We start from the raw sequence: 17,642 nt of genomic DNA on the forward strand, positions 1-17,642 counted from the left end.
TCCAATCGTAACGAAGCTAGCCTCTCAGGACGGGTTCGGGCGCGGACGCCAGCAAGGTCCGCGTATACGCCATCCGCGGCGTGTCGAGAACAGCACTTGCCGGCCCGGATTCCACGATCTTTCCCTGATGCATGACGGCAATCCGGTCGGCAAGATAGGACACAACCGAGATGTCGTGAGTGATGAACAGAATGGCGAGGCCGCGGCGCAGCAGCAGATCGGCGAGGAGATTGAGGATCTGCGCCTGCACCGACAAATCGAGCGCGGAGACCGCCTCATCGCAGATCAGGACCTCGGGATTGCCCGCGAGTGCGCGGGCGATCCCGACGCGCTGGCGCTGGCCGCCGGAGAGTTCATGCGGACGCCGCCCCAGCAATGCGCCGGACAGACCGACCGCGTCGAGCAGTTCCTCCGCCGCGCCCTTGCCCGCGTCGCCGCCGAGCAACCGGATCGGTTCGTTGAGGATCCGTGCCACCGAGAACCGCGGATTGAAGGCGGCACCGCTATCCTGAAACACCATGCCGAGTTTGCGACGCTGAACCCTGCTGCGTGCGGTAACGGCAAGCGGCACCCGTTCGCCGTCCAGCCGCAGCGTCCCGCTGTGCGGCGGGGTCAACCCGAGGATGGCGCGGGCCAGTGTCGACTTGCCGGATCCGGATTCGCCGATCACGGCTAGAACCTCGCCCCGATGCACCGCGAGCGACACGCCGCGGACGGCCTCGACGCGCCGCCCGGCCGTGGCGAAGGTGACCGACAGATCGTCCGCCTGCAGCAGCGGCTCGCTGCGCGCCAGCGCCAGGGTCATGGCAGGGCAACCTCCCGCCTCGGTGCAAACGGATGGTGGCAGGAAACACCGGCATCGCCGAGGCGCTGCGTTTCCGGCGCTTGCCGGCGGCACAAGGCGGTCATGGCGGCGCAACGGTCCGCGAAGGCGCAGCCGCTGATCACCTCTCCGGGAAGCGGCACGCGGCCGGTGATCTCCGCAAGACGCTGCCGCGGGCCACGCAGCGGACGGCGGCGTGGCCGGGCCGCCAGCAGCGCGCGGGTGTAGGGATGCGCGGCGTCGGCAAGCGTCGCGGCCGACCGGGTTTCCACGGCGCGGCCGGCATACATCACCGCGATCCGGTCGGCCCAGCGCGAGACGAGGCCGAGATCATGGGTGATCAGGACCAGTGCCATGCCGCTGTCGCGGCGCAATTCGTCGAGCAGCGCCAGAATCTCGGCCTGGACGGTGGCGTCGAGTGCCGTGGTCGGCTCGTCCGCGATCAGCATATCAGGCCGGTTGGCGATCGCGATCGCGATCAGGATCCGCTGTCGCATCCCGCCCGACAGCTGATGCGGAAAGGCCTGCAACAATTGCGCGCCCTCGCGAAGCCGCACCCGTGCGAGCAGGCTCTCCGCATCGCTGCGCGCCTGCGCGCGCGAGACGCTGCGATGCGCACGGATCGCCTCGACGATCTGTTCGCCAATGGTCAGCACCGGATTGAGCGCCGCCATGGGATCCTGAAACACCATGCCGACGCGCTGCCCGCGCAGACGGCGAAGCCGCCGCTCCGGCAGCCCTTCGATGCTGACGCCGCCGAGCACGATCCTGCCGGACCTGATCCGCGCACCGTCAGGCAGCAGGCCTGCGAGCGCGAGCGCCGTCAACGATTTGCCGCAACCGGACTCGCCGACCAGCGCCAGCGTCTCGCCGCGGGCGACGTCGAGATCGAGACCACGCACAGCGTCGACCTCACCGCGGGCGCTGCGCACGCCGACGTTCAGATCGCGCACGCTGAGAACCGGAGCCGCGTTCACGCGCCGTCTCCGCGGCGCAGCAACGCGGTCAAGCCGTCGCCGATCAGGCTGAGCGCCATGACGGTCACGACGATGGCGAGCCCCGGAATCAGTGTCATATAGGGTGCCGTCAGCAGCGCGTCGCGCGACGCGCCGATCATCCCTCCCCAACTGATGTGATTGCTGTCGCTGAGACCGAAGAACGCAAGTCCGGCCTCGGTCAGCACGGCGAGCGCCGTGAGGATGGAGGCCGCCACGATGATCGGCGGCAGCACGTTGGGCAAAATATGCGTGAGCATCACGCGCACCGGGCCGCCGCCCATCGCCACGCAGATGCGGACATAGTCGAGTTCGCGAAGCGCCAGCGTCTCCGCCCGCACCAGCCGCGCCACCATCGACCAGCTCGTCAGGCCGATCGCCAGAACGATGAATTCGATCCGCGCCCCGAGGATCGCGACCAGGATGATCGCGAGCAGAAAATGCGGGATCACCTGGAAGAGCTCCGTCACGCGCATCAGGACATGATCCACCCAGCCGCCGAGATAGCCGGACAGCAGCCCGACGGTCGTCCCGACCGTCACCGCCAGCGCCGTGGCGGAAAAGCCGACGATCAGCGAGATCCGCGCCCCGTGCACCAGCCCCGCCGCAATGTCGCGCCCGAGAATGTCGGTGCCCAGCGGAAACTGCGGATCGTCGCCCGGCGCAAGGAACGGCGCACCAGCAAGATCGAACGGATCGCCGGGATAGAGCCAATTGGCCAGGACGGCGATCACGACCTCGGCGGTGAGAATGACGAGGCCTGAACGCAGCGCGAATGGCAGCCGCCGCAGCGTATCGAGGCGCAGCAGCGTCCGTGGCGCAGCGATGTCGGAGATCAGCGTCATCGCAGGCGCACACGAGGATCGAGCGTGGCGTACAACAGATCGACGATCAGGTTCGTGATCACGACCAGCGCGCCGGTGCATAGAACGAGACCGGACAGCAGGTTATAGTCGCGCTGCTGCACAGCCTCGAATGCCAGACGTCCCAGACCGGGCCAGGCGAACACGGTTTCCACCACGATCGCGCCGCTGAGCAGCGAGCCCGCCTGCAGTCCAATGATCGTCACCAACGGCAACAGCGCATTGCGCACGCCGTGCCGCCACGCGATGCGGGCGGGCGCGAGGCCTTTTGCGCGCGCGGTCCGGATGTAGTCCTGGGCATAGATCTCGATCATCGCGCTGCGGGTGAACCGGCTGTAGATCGCCGCATACAGCATCCCGAGCGTGACCACGGGGAGCACCAGGTGGCGCGCCACGCTCCCCGCATGGGCCCATCCCTCCGCGGCTCCGTTCGCGTCGGCATAGCCGCCGGTCGGCAGCCACAACAGCACGACGCCGAACAGGATCATCAGGCCGATGCCGAGCAGGAAGCCAGGCGTCGCATAGAGCAGCAAGGCGATCGCTCCGATCAGCCTGTCGGCAAGCCGGCCCCGTGTCAGCGCCGCGGTCACGCCGCCGGCGACGCCGAGCAGAACGGCGACCAACAATGCGAGCCCGGTCAGCAGCAGCGTCGGCACCACCCGCGCGGCGATCAACTCGGCAACCGGCATGTTGTTGCGGAACGAGAACCCCAATTCGCCCGTCAGCACATTGCGCGCGTACAGCAGGAGCTGGATCGCGATCGGCTGGTCGAGCCCGAAGCGCTGGCGCAGGGTCGCGATATAGGCAGCGTCGCCGCCGCCGCTGTCTCCCGCCAGCACCTGAGCCGCATCGCCCGGCGCGAGCTTGAGCAACAGGAACGCCGTGACCAGGATCAGCAGCAATGTCGGCACCATCTGCAGCAGACGCAGGCCGACATAGCGGCCAGTCGAATGCGGCCGTGCCGACGGTCCCGTCGCTGCCGGTGCTGCGGATGTCATGGCGCCAGCCACGTGTTCTTGAGCGAATCATAGATGCCGATGACCCCGGTATCGAGGTCCCGGACCCGGGCCGACACGATGGTGTACTGCCGGTTTTCCGCCAGCGTGAACCGCGGAACGTCAAGCTGGGCCTGCGCCTGCACCTGCTTGTAGAGCGCGACGCGCTGGTCTTCCGTCGCGGCGATGTGCGCGGCCTCGATCAGCCGATCCATGGCCGGGCTGGCATAACCCGATCCGTTCGACCACGGCACGTCCTTCAGGATGGCCTTCGACCAGAACACGCGATCGAGCCCAATCTGCGGATCCGCGAAACCAGAATGGTGCGTGACGATGAAATCGAAATCGTTGAGCGAATAGACCCTGCGGAAGAACTGCGGCAGATCCTGGCTCCGCAGCGTCGCTTCGATGCCGACCGCCTTCAGCGACTGCTTCAGGAATTCGCCGAAGCGCTGGAAGCTTTCGCCGAACGGCAGCCAGTCGAGCGTGATCTCCAGGCGCTTGCCGTCGGCCTTGCGCGGATACCCGGCTTCGTCCAGCAGCGCCTCGGCCTTGGCGCGGTCGAACGGATAGCTCGCAAGGCCGCTCTCGACGAAGAACTTGGTCTGCGACGACAGCACGGGCGACGTACCCGGCTTGCCGATGCCACGCATCGTCACGCGCGAGAAGGCCTGCAGATCGATCGCGTGTACCACAGCCCGGCGGACCCGGACGTCGTCGAACGGCGGACGGCGCACGTTGAACTCGCCGACGATCGACGAACCCAGCCACTCATAGCCGCGAAACTCGACGCGCAGGGCCGGGTTCTTCTCGGCCCGCGCCAGATCGTTGATCGAGATCGGCGAATGGACCCCGAGATGCACCGCCCCGGATTCGAACGCGGCGTAGCGCGCGGTCGCGTCCGGAATCATGCGATAGATGACACGATCGAGATACGGCTTGCCGGTGTCCCAATAATCGGGGTTGCGCTCCAGCACGATGCGTTCGCCGCGCACCCATTCGACGAACCGGAACGGGCCGGTGCCGACCGGTTTGACGTTGTACGGATTGGTGAGGATGTCGGTGCCTTCGTAGAGATGTTTCGGCAGCACCGTGGACTCGGTGCTGTTGAGCGCACTGAGGATCACGCCGGACGGATTGCGGAGCTTGAACACCACGGTCAGCGGGTCGGGCGTTTCGACCGCTTCGACCGCGGCAAAGGTCGCGCGTGCACGCGGATGGACCTTCATCCACACCTGCTCGAAACTGAACTTCACATCGGCAGACGTGAACGGAGCGCCGTCGTGCCAACGCACGTTCGGCCGCAAGGTGAAGCGGATTTCCTTGCCGTCCGCGCTGGTCACCCAGGCGGTCGCAAGTTCGGGTTCGAGTGCGAAGTTCTCGCCGTAGCGGAGCAGCCCGTCGAAGATCTTAGAGGACACTGCGAGGACCGCTCCCGCCTGGCCCACGCCGGTGGTCAGGACATTCGGCTCGCCGGGATTCGACACCGCGACAAGGGTGCCTCCCGTGACAGGAGTCTCCGCGCGCGCCAAGCCGGGCGCGAGCGCGATGCCGATCAGCATCGCACACACGGTTCGCCGATCCGTCCACGCGGGAAAGGCAGTCAAGGCCATGATGGGTCTCTCTGGAGATGAAGCGGAATATCAGGCCGCCAAGGCGGCGCGTCCGGCATTGGTGAGGATGGAATCGGATTGCGGCGCATGCACACGCCCGCACAGCGCGTCGCGGTAGTGCCGTTCCAGCGGATTGGCGCGGTCAAGGCCGTGATTGCCGGTGATGCTGAGCGCGAGCTCGAGCGCGCGCACGACATTGTTGGTGACCACATGCTTGACCAGCTGCGCGCGAAGCTGATCGGGCTCCGATGCGCCCTCCGCGCGCAGGATCGCGTCGTCGATCAGCGAGCGATTGATCAGCAGCAGCGACTCGATCTCTCCGACGACGCCCTGCAGGCGCGGCACGGTGGCGAGCGGCTGGCCGAGATTGCTGGGAACGCGGGAATGCAGGAAATGCAGCAGCCAGTCCCGCCCCGCCCTCGCGATGCCGTCGTACAAGGCCGCCGTCAGGAGGCAGAACCATTCGTCGACCAGCGCGCGACCGGCGACCTGTTCCGGCGAACCGGCCGGCAGCAGCGCCTGATCGGCGCCCGCGGGCAGGACGACATTGTCGAACCGCAATTCGTGGCTGGCGGTGGCGCGCAGGCCGGCGTGATTCCAGCTCGGCACCACGCTGATGCCTGGCGAAGCTGCGGGCACGATGACGGTGCCGACGCGCGGCGTATCCTCGTCGGTGCGCACCAATGTCAGCCACCATCCGACGATCGGACTGCCGGTCGCATAGGATTTGCGGCCATTGATCCGCCACGTCCCATCGGCGGATCGCGACGCAACGGTCCCGGGCAGTCCGCCGCGGACCACCGAGCCGAGGTCCGGCTCGGCCTGAAGCGCGTTCACCGTGCCGGTGCCTGCGACGGCCGCGCGCGCGATCGCGTCGTAGCCGGGCGGCTGACGCCGCCCGAGCAGATAATGCATCATGCAGTTCATCTGCAGCACGAGCCCTGTGGAAGCCTCGCCGGCCCCGACCGCGGCGACCAAGCGCGCGGCCTCGGAAATTCCGCCGCCGAGCCCGCCGAAGCTCTTGGGCACGGTCAGTGCCAGCAGCCCGGCTTCGGCCAGCTTCTTGAAATTGGCGAACGGAAAACTTCCATCCGCGTCGTGCTGGGCGGCGGTCGCGGCAAACTCCTGACGCAGTTCGGACAGCAACTGATCGGTCAGGATCGGGTCGGACGACGTGCCGGATAAAGACAGCATGGGTGTATTCTTTCGGAGCTGAGCTGAAGACGTCAAATCGTCAGGCTGCGGGGACCTGAGCTACGCGATCGCCGAGCGACGGGTAGTCGATGTAGCCTTCGGGCCCGTTGGTGTAGTAGGTCGCGGTGTCCGGCTCGGTGAGCGGCGCGTTCAGCCGGAAGCGCTCCGGAAGGTCGGGATTGGAGATGTAGAGGCGGCCGAACGAAATCGCGTCCGCGGCGCCACTGCGCACGGCCTGCTCCGCGCTGTCACGCGTATAGCCGCTGTTCAGGATCAGCGCCCCCCGGAACAGTGGCCGCAGGATGGGCGCCAGGAACGGCTCGCCGCTGCGCGGCCCTGCCCCGCCGCCGCCTGCCGACGGTTTCTTCACCAGTCGCTGATACAACGGAATATCACCGGAATTGTCGTAGCTGGTACCTTCCAGCAGATGGATGAAGGCGATGCCGCGCCGGTCCAGCTCCGACACGACATAGGAGAACGTGCCGACCGGATCGGAGTCGTCGATATGATCCGCGCGGAAATGCGGTGACAGACGGACGCCGACACGATCGGCGCCCAGCTCGGCGATCGCCGCATCCACCACTTCGAACAGGAAGCGGGCGCGGTTCTCTTTCGAACCGCCGTAGCTGTCGGTGCGCTTGTTGGTGGAGTCGCGCAAGAACTGATCGATCAGGAAGCCATTGCCCGCGAGGATCTCCACGCCATCGAAGCCCGCCTCACCGGCTCGCCGCACCGCCTGTCGATGATCCTCGACGATCGGTGCGATCTCATGCAGTGCGAGCGCGCGCGGCACAGGAAATTCTTCGAGCCCATCCTCCTTCATGATCCCGCCGTAAGCGGCAATGGCCGATGGCGCCACGGGCACCTGCCCATTCGGCATTCCGGACAGCAGTGATTTCCGCCCGACGTGATAGATCTGCTGGAAGATGACCCCTCCCGCCGCATGGACGGCGTCGACGACCTGCTTCCAGGCCAGCGTCTGATGGGCGTCGTGGTTCGCGGTGGCGCGCGCACGGGTGGCGCTCGTCGGCGAGACGTGACAGGCCTCGGTGACGATCAGCCCGGCGGTCGCCCGCTGACTGTAATACGTGCCGACAATGTCTTTCGGCGCGCGACGCTCGTCTCCCCGCGCTCGGGCGAGCGGCGCCATCACAATGCGGTTTTTCAGCAGATGCCGGCCGATCCGGACGGGTTCAAGCAGCTTCACGAGGCCCTCCAAAAGTAGACAGACCATTCTTTCTCTTTCGGACGGCTTCTGGAAGTGGAGGAGGATTTTTATTTGCGAGACGCCTGCAGAAGATATGACCTCCGAGACCCGGCCCGAGCGACGAGTTCTCTCTCCATGCAGGCCGCACGATGAGCAGAGCACCCAAATGGCCCGCCCTGCGATTCCCCGGAGATCTCTCCAACAAGTTCTGATCGACGAGGTCACCGGCCGAACGCCCGACGGGAACAGACGGCCGGCCGGACTTCGCCGCCGCGCTCTTCAGAGAGCCCGCCAGTCCTGACGACGATACAGCTTCAGGGCCCCGCCCTCCGACCCGGCGGCCGTGCCGACGCGGGTCGCATGCCTGACCTGGCCCTCCCTGAGACGACTCCGCGAGGCCGTCTTGCTGGCATGTTGCGCGGCGCCGGGACGCGCTCCCCGCCCTTTTCAGTTCATGACGTCTTCAATTCATATCGAGAGCGCCGACGTCCCCGCCTGACGCTCCACGCCACCCTCGCATTCGCGGGCGGCGCGGAGCAACGCGTGTCGGCCGGCGCGAGGCCGCGGACGCTATGCCGCCAGCCGAAGAATCTCGACGACGTCGTCCGGCCCCTTGATCGGCCGCGGGTTGGCGGGCGTGAAGACCGAGAGCATCGCGTTGTTTCCGATCAGGCCGAAGCGATCCTCCGTGACGCCGACATCGGCCAGCCGCGTCGGCAATCCGAGGCGGGCGATGAAGCGTGCGAACAGTTCGCTGGCGTCGGCCTCCGGTTCGTGCCACGCCTCGGCCAGCAGCTTCTGCGCGGCGCCGGTCGCCGGTTTGTTGTACTTCAGCACGCTCGGCATCATCACTGCCGTGCACAGATAATGCGGCACGTCGCAGGTCCCGCCGAGGACGTGCCCGATCGCGTGGCTGGCGCCCATCGGCACGCGGCATTGCAGCCCGAAGGCCGACAGCCAGGATCCGAGCTGGCACATCTGGCGGGCTTCGAGACTGTCCGCGTTGTCGGCATAGGCCAGCAGACCATCATAGAGATAGCGGAGACCGCGCAGGCAGACGCTCTCGACCAGCGGATTGCCGCGGGGCGAGCAAACCGCCTCGATGCCGTGATCCATCGCTCGCGTGCCCGAGCCGAGCCACAGGGTTCTCGGCGTGTGCACGGTGATGGCCGGATCCAGAATGATCGAGATCGGCATCATCAGCGGATGCACGAAGATCTGCTTGAGCTTGCGACGTGTATCGGTCACCAGCGTGCCGGCATTGTACTCTCCGCCGGACAGAGTGCTCGGGATGGCGATCATCCTCACCTTGGGATTGCGGAATGGCCCCGGACGCGGTCCTTGGGGCGTCGAGACCAGTTCGAAACCATCGAGCCCGGACGCATCCGTGATGCTGTGCTCGAGGCACATCAGCACGATCTTGGCGGCGTCGACCACCGAGCCGCCGCCGATCGCGACGACGAGATCGGCCTTCGCCTGCGCGGCATGGCCGGCGGCCTCGACCACCGAATCCCGCGTGGTGTGCTGCGGCACCTGATCGAACGTGCCCGCATAGCGTTCGCCCAGCGCCGACCTGATCTTGTCGATCTCGTCCGTCGTCGTGTTCAGCGTCCGGCTTGCGATCAGGAAGACGCGCTGCGCGCCCTTCCGCTCGGCCTCCTCGCGCAACGCGAGGCCCGCCGGCTTGCCGAAAATGACCTGCTCCATCGGAGGATATTGATGCAGTCCCACCTTGGTCATGGACGTTTCCTTGTTTGTTATCGTTTGTAGGAGCGAGCGTGCCCCGTCGCTTCCGACGGACCTTCGCCGATCTCCAAGCGGCAGCCCCAGCAGAGCCTTGCCGATTTCGGCGCACCACCGACCAACCGCCTCCTGATCGCCGCCAGGCATTTAAAGTTCTTTTTTCGAACTCGTCAAGCAAGCATCATTCGAACGGACCAACCGGCGGAGGTGACGCTATGGCGCCGGATCTATCCGGCAGCAGCGATGCGGGCTCGCATTGATGATCGTCGGAGAGATGATTATTGGCGGGAAAATCATGTTACCCTGCTTGTGGAAGCCGGCGGATCATTTGCGGAGCCACAATCCACGCCTGAAAGCCAAGATATTCCGCCCACGCGGTGCGCGGCGGGATCACGTTCGTTCTAAAACTGGACTATCTACGATCGTTGCGCATCTTGCGCCCACGCGTCAGCGCAACGCGGCAAACCACTCCCACCGCCCGACCGGGAGCGAGATGGACGTTGTTGCGGCCAACCTCGGTGATCAGTTCGCGGATATGAGGATCACGGCGATTTGGGACGACGGCGCGGCTCGCCGGCAGATTTCGGCAGGTCGATCAGACATTGCTGCGTCTCGGTCGCAAGCAGTTCGCGCCGGAGATCGCTCGACGCCGGCATGGCGCGGGCCAGCATCAGCGCCCCGACCATGCGGCAGATCAGGTCCACCGCCTCCTCACGCGCCATGGGCGTCGCTGACGACGCGTTCTGCATCCAGTCGATCATGCGTTCGATGCCTTCGGCAAAGACCTCCTTGATGGCGTCCGGCTGCCGCGCGATATCGCCAGCCAGCGAGGCGGCCGGACATGTCGCTCCGGGCGCGTCGCGGGCCGCGTCCGACATATAGGATTTCACAAAGGCCTCGCGCCCCGGCATGGTTTCGCGGACCCGCTCCATCTCGTGGAACGCATGCGCGAGCGCCTCGCCGGCCAGCGCGCTCTTGGACTCGAAATGATTGTAGAAGCCGCCATGGGTGAAGCCGGCGGCCTTCATCAGTGCCCCCACTGAAATATTTTCGAAACCGCGCTCTCGAAACAGCCGGGCCGCCTTCGCGACCACCTTCTGCCTGTTCTTCAGCGTCTGGCTCTCGGTAATCCGCACCGATCATCCCTCCAATTACCATTCCCACAACGATGATAGACGTCATCAATGGAGATTGACAACCGCTGAGACAATGATGATGATTGTCATCATAGAGAGGCCACCACGGGCCACGAGGGAGGAGTCATGCCGTTCTGGAAGATCTATCATCCGGTGGGAGCGTTCACCGCCGAGGATAAGCGCGCTCTCTCGGAGCGCATCACCGGCTGCTATCGCGGGCTACCGAAGTTCTACGTCATCGTCGTGTTTCAGGAGGTTGCGCCGGACTCGTTCTACAAGGGCGGCGAAGAGGCGAGCAATTTCGTTCGGATCTGGGTCGACCATATCGCCCGGTCCTTCCCGCCTGATGCCAAGGAGCGGAAAGCCAAATGGCTGAGCTGGGCTGAAGCGGCTCTCGCGCCCTACATCAAGGACAGGGGCTACGATTGGGAAATCCACATCGACGAAACCCCATTCGATCTCTGGCAGATCCAGGGCATCGCGCCGCCACCGCCGCATTCCGACCACGAGAAGCTGTGGGTTCAGGAGAACAAGCCGGTGCCCTACCCCATTCAAGACCCGGCTCCAGCCGCTCAATCGGAGAATTGATCAATGAGTGATCACCAGCGTTTCGCAGTTGTCACCGGCGCGTCGTCGGGGATCGGTGTCGCCTATGCGGAGCGGCTCGCCGCCCGCGGCTATCATCTGATCCTCGTCGCGCGCCGCCGCGAGCGTCTCGAAGAGACCGCGCGCAACATTCGCGCCAAGACCAATGTCACGGTCGAGATCGTGACGGCCGACCTCGGCGACAGCAACGACCTGTCGCGCGTCGCCACGCTGATCGAGGGGCGCGAGGACATCGATCTTCTCGTCAACAATGCCGGCCTCGGCGCGCTCGGCCTGACCGCTCAGGTGTCCGCCGCGGCACTCGACAATCTGATCAAGATCAACGTTCAGGCGCTGACGCGCCTGACCCATGCGGCGCTGCCTGGTTTCCTGCGCCGCGACCGCGGCACGATCATCAACATCGCCTCGATCATCGCGCTGATGCCGACCCCGACCGGCGCGGGCTATTCAGGTTCGAAGGCGTATGTGCTGAACTTCACCCGATCGCTGCAGATGGAGCTGGCAAACACCAAGGTGAAGGTCCAGGCCGTCCTTCCCGGCCCGGTCCGCACCGAGTTCTTCGAAGCCTCCGGCCTGAAGCAGGCGCCCTTCCCCGACGAATTGTTCATGACGCCCGAGGAACTGGTCGACACGGCGCTCACGGCGCTGGATCAGGACGAACTCATCTGCCTCCCCGCGCTGCAAGACCTGTCGGCGTGGACAGCCTACGAAGCCGCTCGCGGCGAGCTGATCCGCGCGCTGACGCAGTCCGGCCGGCCGGCCGCGCGCTACGCCAAGCGGGTCGGCTGACAGAGCGGCGAGTTGGCTCCTCGTAGCCCGGATAAGCGCCAGCCGACGCCGCTTCGGCGTCGGCGAGAGCGACATCCGGGTTCACCGGCGACAGCGCGTGAGAACCCGGATGTCGCGTCCGCCTCCGCCCTCCGGGCGCAGTCGTTCGCTCATCCAGGCTACGATCCGTTCATGGTCAATGCTCAGCACCAGTCCGGCACCAACCCCTGATGCGGGTTGGCGAACCCCGAACATGCGAACGCCCCGCCGGATTGCCTCGGCGGGGCGTCTTGCATGTCCTGATGAGCTCAGCGCTTACGCGACCTTCCGCGCGCCCGAAATGTCACCGTCCAGGAAGCCGGTCAGCCGGCTGCGGATCAGGCGCTCGGCTTCCGCCATGATCCGGTCGATCAGTTCCTTGACGGTCGGAATGTCGTGGATCAGGCCGACCACCAGCCCGCAGCTCCAGGCGCCCGCGTCCATGTCACCGTCGACCATCACCTTCGGATAGACGCCGGCGACTTCGTCGTGAATGTCCTGGATGGTGAGGTTCTTGCCCTTCTCGCGTTCGATCTCGATCAGACGCTCGACGCCCTTGTTGGTCAGCACGCGTTCGGTGTTACGCAGCGCCCGCATGACCAGCCTGGTGTCGAGTTCGGTGGCTTTCAACAGGGCGTCCTTGACGTTCTGGTGCACCGGCGCCTCCTTGGTCGCAATGAAGCGCGTGCCCATGTTGACGCCGGCCGCGCCGAGCGCCAGCGCAGCCACCAGGCTGCGTCCGTCCGCCATCCCACCGGACGCGATGAACGGAATCGTCAGCTCGTCGGCGGCGCGCGGCAGCAGGATCATGTTCGGCATGTCGTCCTCGCCGGGATGACCACCGCACTCGAAACCATCGACGCTCACCGCGTCGCAGCCGATCTGCTGGGCCTTCAGCGAGTGCCGCACCGAAGTGCATTTGTGGATCACCTTGATGCCTGCCGCCTTCAGCGCCGGCATGTACTGCTCCGGACTGCGGCCCGCCGTCTCGACGACGCGGACGCCGCCTTCCTTGATGGCGGCGATGTATTCCGGATAAGGCGGCGCGGTGAACGTCGGCAGGAACGTCAGATTGACGCCGAACGGCTTGTCGGTCATGTCGCGGCAGCGCGCGATTTCCTTGGCGAGCAGTTCGGGCGTGCGCTGCGTCAGGCCGGTGATGATGCCGAGCCCGCCGGCATTCGATACCGCGGCGGCGAGTTCGGCGAAGCCGACATAGTGCATTCCGCCCTGGACGATCGGATGTTCAATCCCAAGCATTTCGGTGATGGCCGTCTTCACGCGCGTTTCTCCAATGTCTGTTGTTGTCGATGAGCCCTGGGGCGGCCCTTAGTGCACGATTTCGAGCAGACCCGCGGCCCCCATGCCGCCGCCGACGCACATCGTCACGACGGCGTATTTCGCCTTGCGCCGCCGTCCCTCGATCAGCGCGTGGCCCACCAGCCGCGCGCCGGTCATGCCGTAGGGATGGCCGAGCGCGATCGAGCCGCCATTCACGTTCAGCCTCTCCGGGTCGATGCCGAGCTTGTCCCGACAATACACCACCTGCACCGCAAAGGCTTCGTTGAGCTCCCACAGATCGATGTCGTCGACCTTCAGCCCGTGGCGCGCCAGCAGCCGCGGTACGGCGAGGACCGGGCCGATTCCCATCTCGTTCGGCTCGCAGCCCGCCGAGACGAAGCCGCGGAAGATGCCGAGCGGCTTCAGGCCCTTTTGCGCGGCCAGCGTGTCGCTCATGATCACGGCCGCGCTGGCGCCGTCGGACAATTGGCTGGCGTTGCCGGCGGACACGGTGAAGCCGGGTCCCTTGGCCGGCTTGAGCCCGGCGAGCCCCGCAGCCGTCGTGTCCGGACGCGGCCCCTCATCGGTCGACAGCGTCACCGGCTGATAGGAGATGGTGCCGGTCGCCTTGTCGGCGACCGCCATGGTGGTGCTGATCGGCGCAAGTTCGTCATTGAAGCGACCGGCCTGCTGCGCCGCCGCGGTGCGCCGCTGGCTCTCGAGGCTGTATTCATCCTGCCGCTCCCGCGAGATACCATAGCGCTCGGCGACCACCTCCGCGGTGTCCAGCATGGCGATATAGGCGTCCGCCTTCATCGCGTGAAGCTCCGGATCGACAGCATGGAACGCGTTCATCTTGTCGTTCTGAACCAGGCTGATCGATTCACCGCCGCCGGCGATCGCCACCGTGACGCCGTCGAACAGGACCGAACGCGCCGCCAGCGCGATCGCCTGCAGGCCGGAGGCGCATTGGCGATCGATCGTCGTCGCGGCGACGCTCACCGGCAGGCCAGCCCGCAGCAGCGCCTTGCGGGCGATGTTGGAGCCCGTCGTCCCCTGCTGCATCGCGCAGCCCATCACCACATCCTCGACCTCGGCGCCATCGACCCCGGAGCGGGACAACGCCGCCGAGATCGCGTGGCCGAGCAACGTCGCGCCGCCGGTGTGGTTGAGTGCTCCCTTATAGGCCTTCCCGATCGGGGTGCGGGCCGTCGAAACGATCACAGCTTCGGTCACTTGTAGTTCTCCGGTTGAGGCCAGGCCTTGGGGTCGATGAGGCAAGCTCAGCTCTGCTGGGCGTAACGCATCAGATGAAATGCAGGATCGCCGAACTGGATGTTGATCGCGCTGATCCGCTTGAAGTAATGGCCCACATTGAGCTCATCGCTCATGCCCATGCCGCCATGCAGCTGGACCGACTGATCGGCGACGAAGCGCGCGGCTGTTCCGACCTTGGACTTGGCTCCCGACGCCAACCGCGAGAGGTGCGGTTCGTTCGACGCAAGACTGAGGTTCAGGTGCTGGGTGAGCGAGATCGACTCCTCGAGCGCGATGAACATGTCCACCATCCGGTGCTGCAGCACCTGAAACGTTCCGAGCGTCACGCCGAACTGCTTGCGGGTCTTGCTGTACGCCAAGGTCGCGGCGTTCAGCTCGGTCATCGCCCCGACGGCCTCGGCGCATTGGGCGGCGATCGCACGGTCGCGGCAGGCTTCGAGCGCGGCCGTCCCCTCGCCTTCGGCGCCCAGCCTGTCGTCCGCCGGAACCCTGACATCCATCAGCACGAGTTCGGCGGCGCGCCGTCCGTCGATGGTCCGAAAGCTCTGCAGATGCAGATTAGCGGCATGACGGTCGACCACGAATAGGCTGAGCCCGGTGCCGTCGCCGCTGTCACCCACGGTCCGCGCCGAGACGATCAGCTTGTCGGCCCAGGGCGCGGCTGTCACGGCGACCTTCTTGCCGCTCAGAACGTAATGCTCTCCATCGCGCCGGGCAGTGGTCTCGACCTTGTCGAAATCGTAGCGCGACGGCCGCTCGGCCCAGCCCAGGGTCCAGATCGTGCTGCCGTCCATGATCTTCGGCAAGTAGGCGGCGCGCTGCGCGGCGCTGCCTACGGCGGCGATCAGGCCGCCGGCGAGCACCACCGTTTCGAAATAGGGCTCGACCACCAAATGGCGGCCGAACTCCTGCATCACGATCATGGTGGCGAGCGCGCCGCCGCCCAGGCCGCCGACACTCTCGTCGAATGGCGCGGCGCAGAGTCCGAGGTCTGCGAGTGCCGTCCAATGCCTCCGGCTGAAGCCTTCATCGCTTGCCACGATCTTGCGGCGCGCGTCGAAGGCGTACTGATCGTGCAGCAGCCGCTGGATGCTGGCGCGCAGCAGCTCTTGTTCTTCGGTGAATTGAATGTCCATCGGAGCCTCGTGCGAACCGGTCAGAGACCGAGGACCGCTTTCGCGATAATGTTGTGCTGGATCTCGTTCGATCCGCCGTAGATGCTGAGCTTGCGCGCGTTGAGATATTTCTCGGTCGCGGTGTGGCCGTAGTCAGGCCCGGGCATAAACCGGTTGGCGCTGGACGGCTGCTCGCGCAGCGCCAGCCCGTCATTGCCGATCGCCTGATGCGTCAATTCGGTGATGCGCTGGAAAATCTCGGTGCCCCGGATCTTGAACAGCGACGCCGCAGGGCCAGGATCGATGCCGCGCGCCATCTGCGCGACGATGCGCAGCTCGGTCGCCTCCAGCGCGAGCAGATCGAGCTCGACCCGCGCGATCTCCCTGATGAAATCTCGATATGTGGGATCGTCTTCGGCGATCTCGCTTTTGACGATCTGCTTCAGCCGCTGCAGGTAGCGGGTCGAGCGGCCGATGCCGGCCATGCTGGTGCGCTCATTGCCCAGCAGGAACTTGGCATAGGTCCAGCCCTTGTTTTCCTCGCCGATCAGGTTCTCCACGGGGACGCGGACATCCTCGAGAAAGACGTCGTTGACCTCGTGCGAACCGTCGATGGTGATGATCGGACGGACGGTCACGCCGGGCGTCTTCATGTCGATCAGCAGAAACGAAATGCCCGCCTGCGGCTTGGCGGCGGGATCCGTCCGCACCAGGCAGAAGATCCAGTCGGCATGCTGCGCCAGCGTGGTCCAGGTCTTGTGACCGTTGACGACGTAATGATCGCCGTCGCGCACCGCCCTTGTGCGCACCGCGGCAAGATCGGAGCCGGCCCCCGGCTCCGAATAGCCCTGGCACCACCAGTCCTCGCCGGAGAGAATGCGCGGCAGAAACCTGGCCTTCTGTGCCGCATTGCCGAAGGTGTAGATCACCGGTCCGACCATGGTGACGCTGAAAGCGAGCGGCGGCAGCGTGCCGGCGCGCGAGGTCTCCTGCTCGAAGATGAAGCGCTGCGTGATCGACCAGCCCGGACCGCCATATTCCTTCGGCCAGAGCGGTGCAATCCATCCCTTGCGATACAGGATGCGATGCCACAGCAGCGACTGCTCCTTGGTGAGATCCGTCTCCGGATTCGGCACGCGCATCTCGGCCGGATAGTTTTCCGCGATGAAGGCGCGAACCTCATCGCGGAACGCCGCGTCTTCCTTCGACAGCTTCAGCTCCATCGCTCCGGCTCCCCGTCACCATTTCTCGCCGAAGGGGCGGATTTCCAGCTCGAAGGTCCAGGCGCTGCGCGGCTGCTGATAGAGCTGCCAGTACGAACTGGCGACCGACGACGGCGGCATCAAGAGATCGGGATTGTCGAGCGCGGTCGGTCCGAGTGCCTCGAGCCGGCGCTGCCGCACCCATTCGGTATCGACGCCGGAATCGATGATGAGATGCGCGACGTGAATGTTCTTCGGCCCGAGTTCGCGGGCCATCGCCTGCGCCACGGCGCGCAGACCGAACTTGGCGCTGGCGAACGCCGCATAGCCCGCACCGCCGCGCAGGCTGGCGGTCGCACCGGTGAAGAAGATGTTGCCCTGCCCGCGCGGCACCATCAGGCGCGCAGCCTCGCGTCCGGCGAGGAAGCCGGAATAGCACGCCATCTCCCAGACCTTGCGGAAGACCCGCTCGGTGGTGTCGAGGATCGGAAAATTGACGTTCGCGCCGATGTTGAAAATACAGACATCGAGCGGAGCGTGCTTGTCGGCGTCCTGCAGAAACGCGACGACCTCCTCTTCCTTGCGGGCGTCGAGCGACCGCGCGTGGATTTCGCCGCCGGCCTGCTCGATCTCCTTGACGAGAGGCTCGAGCTTGGCGCCGTTGCGGCGCCCGGCGAACACCGTGAACCCTTCCGCGGCGAACTTCTTGGCGATCTCGCCGCCGATATAGTCGCCGGCGCCGATCACGGCGACAGTTGCGTTCCTCTTCTGCAAGGGTCTTCTC

16 protein-coding genes are annotated in these 17,642 nt (G+C 65.8%); 2 read left to right on the top strand and 14 right to left on the bottom strand.

Features of this window, described 5'->3' with window-relative positions; translation table 11 throughout:
- Window positions 1-16 precede the first annotated feature (16 nt).
- From HL671_RS19400 to HL671_RS19440, 9 genes are all read right to left on the bottom strand, one after another.
- Window positions 17-805: an ABC transporter ATP-binding protein gene (locus HL671_RS19400; protein WP_172237633.1), complete on the bottom strand. Its 789-nt coding sequence runs from the start codon at window positions 803-805 to the stop codon at window positions 17-19.
- Complete coding sequence (locus tag HL671_RS19405) at window positions 802-1,800, bottom strand: ABC transporter ATP-binding protein (protein ID WP_172237636.1); 999 nt, start codon at window positions 1,798-1,800, stop codon at window positions 802-804. The genes HL671_RS19400 and HL671_RS19405 overlap by 4 nt, the downstream gene beginning before the upstream one ends.
- Window positions 1,797-2,663, bottom strand: a complete 867-nt coding sequence (locus HL671_RS19410; RefSeq protein ID WP_012045101.1) for an ABC transporter permease — start codon at window positions 2,661-2,663, stop codon at window positions 1,797-1,799. Before HL671_RS19410 ends, HL671_RS19405 begins: the two co-directional genes overlap by 4 nt.
- Complete coding sequence (locus tag HL671_RS19415) at window positions 2,660-3,679, bottom strand: ABC transporter permease (RefSeq protein WP_012045102.1); 1,020 nt, start codon at window positions 3,677-3,679, stop codon at window positions 2,660-2,662. Before HL671_RS19415 ends, HL671_RS19410 begins: the two co-directional genes overlap by 4 nt.
- Complete coding sequence (locus HL671_RS19420) at window positions 3,676-5,289, bottom strand: ABC transporter substrate-binding protein (protein ID WP_211400788.1); 1,614 nt, start codon at window positions 5,287-5,289, stop codon at window positions 3,676-3,678. The genes HL671_RS19415 and HL671_RS19420 overlap by 4 nt, the downstream gene beginning before the upstream one ends.
- 30 nt (window positions 5,290-5,319) lie before the next feature.
- Window positions 5,320-6,483, bottom strand: coding sequence for an acyl-CoA dehydrogenase family protein (locus tag HL671_RS19425; protein ID WP_172237639.1), 1,164 nt, complete (start codon window positions 6,481-6,483; stop codon window positions 5,320-5,322).
- A gap of 40 nt (window positions 6,484-6,523) precedes the next feature.
- The gene (locus HL671_RS19430) at window positions 6,524-7,915 is read right to left on the bottom strand and encodes an alkene reductase (RefSeq protein ID WP_307769037.1); all 1,392 of its coding nucleotides are present in this window, start codon (window positions 7,913-7,915) and stop codon (window positions 6,524-6,526) included.
- A 345-nt stretch (window positions 7,916-8,260) separates the two neighbouring features.
- The gene (locus HL671_RS19435) at window positions 8,261-9,430 is read right to left on the bottom strand and encodes an iron-containing alcohol dehydrogenase (RefSeq protein WP_172237642.1); all 1,170 of its coding nucleotides are present in this window, start codon (window positions 9,428-9,430) and stop codon (window positions 8,261-8,263) included.
- 545 nt (window positions 9,431-9,975) lie between these two features.
- Window positions 9,976-10,569 carry a TetR/AcrR family transcriptional regulator gene (locus tag HL671_RS19440; protein WP_172237645.1) on the bottom strand — a complete coding sequence of 198 codons (594 nt, stop codon included), beginning with the start codon at window positions 10,567-10,569 and terminating at the stop codon, window positions 9,976-9,978.
- Between the two features lie 126 nt (window positions 10,570-10,695).
- Here HL671_RS19440 and HL671_RS19445 point away from each other — a divergent pair, with 126 nt between their 5' ends.
- Together HL671_RS19445 and HL671_RS19450 are read left to right on the top strand one after the other, a co-directional pair.
- A complete protein-coding gene (locus HL671_RS19445; RefSeq protein WP_012045108.1) occupies window positions 10,696-11,157 on the top strand; it encodes a tautomerase family protein in 462 nt (153 codons plus the stop codon).
- Between the two features lie 3 nt (window positions 11,158-11,160).
- Window positions 11,161-11,964 (top strand): SDR family NAD(P)-dependent oxidoreductase, encoded by an 804-nt coding sequence (locus HL671_RS19450; RefSeq protein ID WP_172237648.1) that lies wholly within the window; start codon window positions 11,161-11,163, stop codon window positions 11,962-11,964.
- Window positions 11,965-12,258: 294 nt separating this feature from the next.
- Here the strand turns inward: HL671_RS19450 and HL671_RS19455 are convergent, their stop codons facing one another.
- From HL671_RS19455 to HL671_RS19475, 5 genes are read right to left on the bottom strand one after another with little or no spacing between them, the layout of a single operon-like run.
- On the bottom strand, window positions 12,259-13,263 hold the full coding sequence (locus HL671_RS19455; RefSeq protein WP_172237651.1) for an NAD(P)H-dependent flavin oxidoreductase: 1,005 nt from the start codon (window positions 13,261-13,263) through the stop codon (window positions 12,259-12,261).
- Window positions 13,264-13,311: 48 nt separating this feature from the next.
- Window positions 13,312-14,499 (bottom strand): acetyl-CoA C-acyltransferase, encoded by a 1,188-nt coding sequence (locus HL671_RS19460; protein ID WP_012045111.1) that lies wholly within the window; start codon window positions 14,497-14,499, stop codon window positions 13,312-13,314.
- Window positions 14,500-14,546: 47 nt separating this feature from the next.
- On the bottom strand, window positions 14,547-15,677 hold the full coding sequence (locus HL671_RS19465; RefSeq protein ID WP_012045112.1) for an acyl-CoA dehydrogenase family protein: 1,131 nt from the start codon (window positions 15,675-15,677) through the stop codon (window positions 14,547-14,549).
- Between the two features lie 20 nt (window positions 15,678-15,697).
- A complete protein-coding gene (locus HL671_RS19470; protein ID WP_012045113.1) occupies window positions 15,698-16,879 on the bottom strand; it encodes an acyl-CoA dehydrogenase family protein in 1,182 nt (393 codons plus the stop codon).
- A gap of 15 nt (window positions 16,880-16,894) precedes the next feature.
- A complete protein-coding gene (locus HL671_RS19475; protein WP_012045114.1) occupies window positions 16,895-17,632 on the bottom strand; it encodes an SDR family oxidoreductase in 738 nt (245 codons plus the stop codon).
- Window positions 17,633-17,642 lie beyond the last annotated feature (10 nt).

It is taken from the genome of Bradyrhizobium denitrificans, assembly GCF_013179005.1.
GTDB lineage: Bacteria > Pseudomonadota > Alphaproteobacteria > Rhizobiales > Xanthobacteraceae > Bradyrhizobium > Bradyrhizobium denitrificans.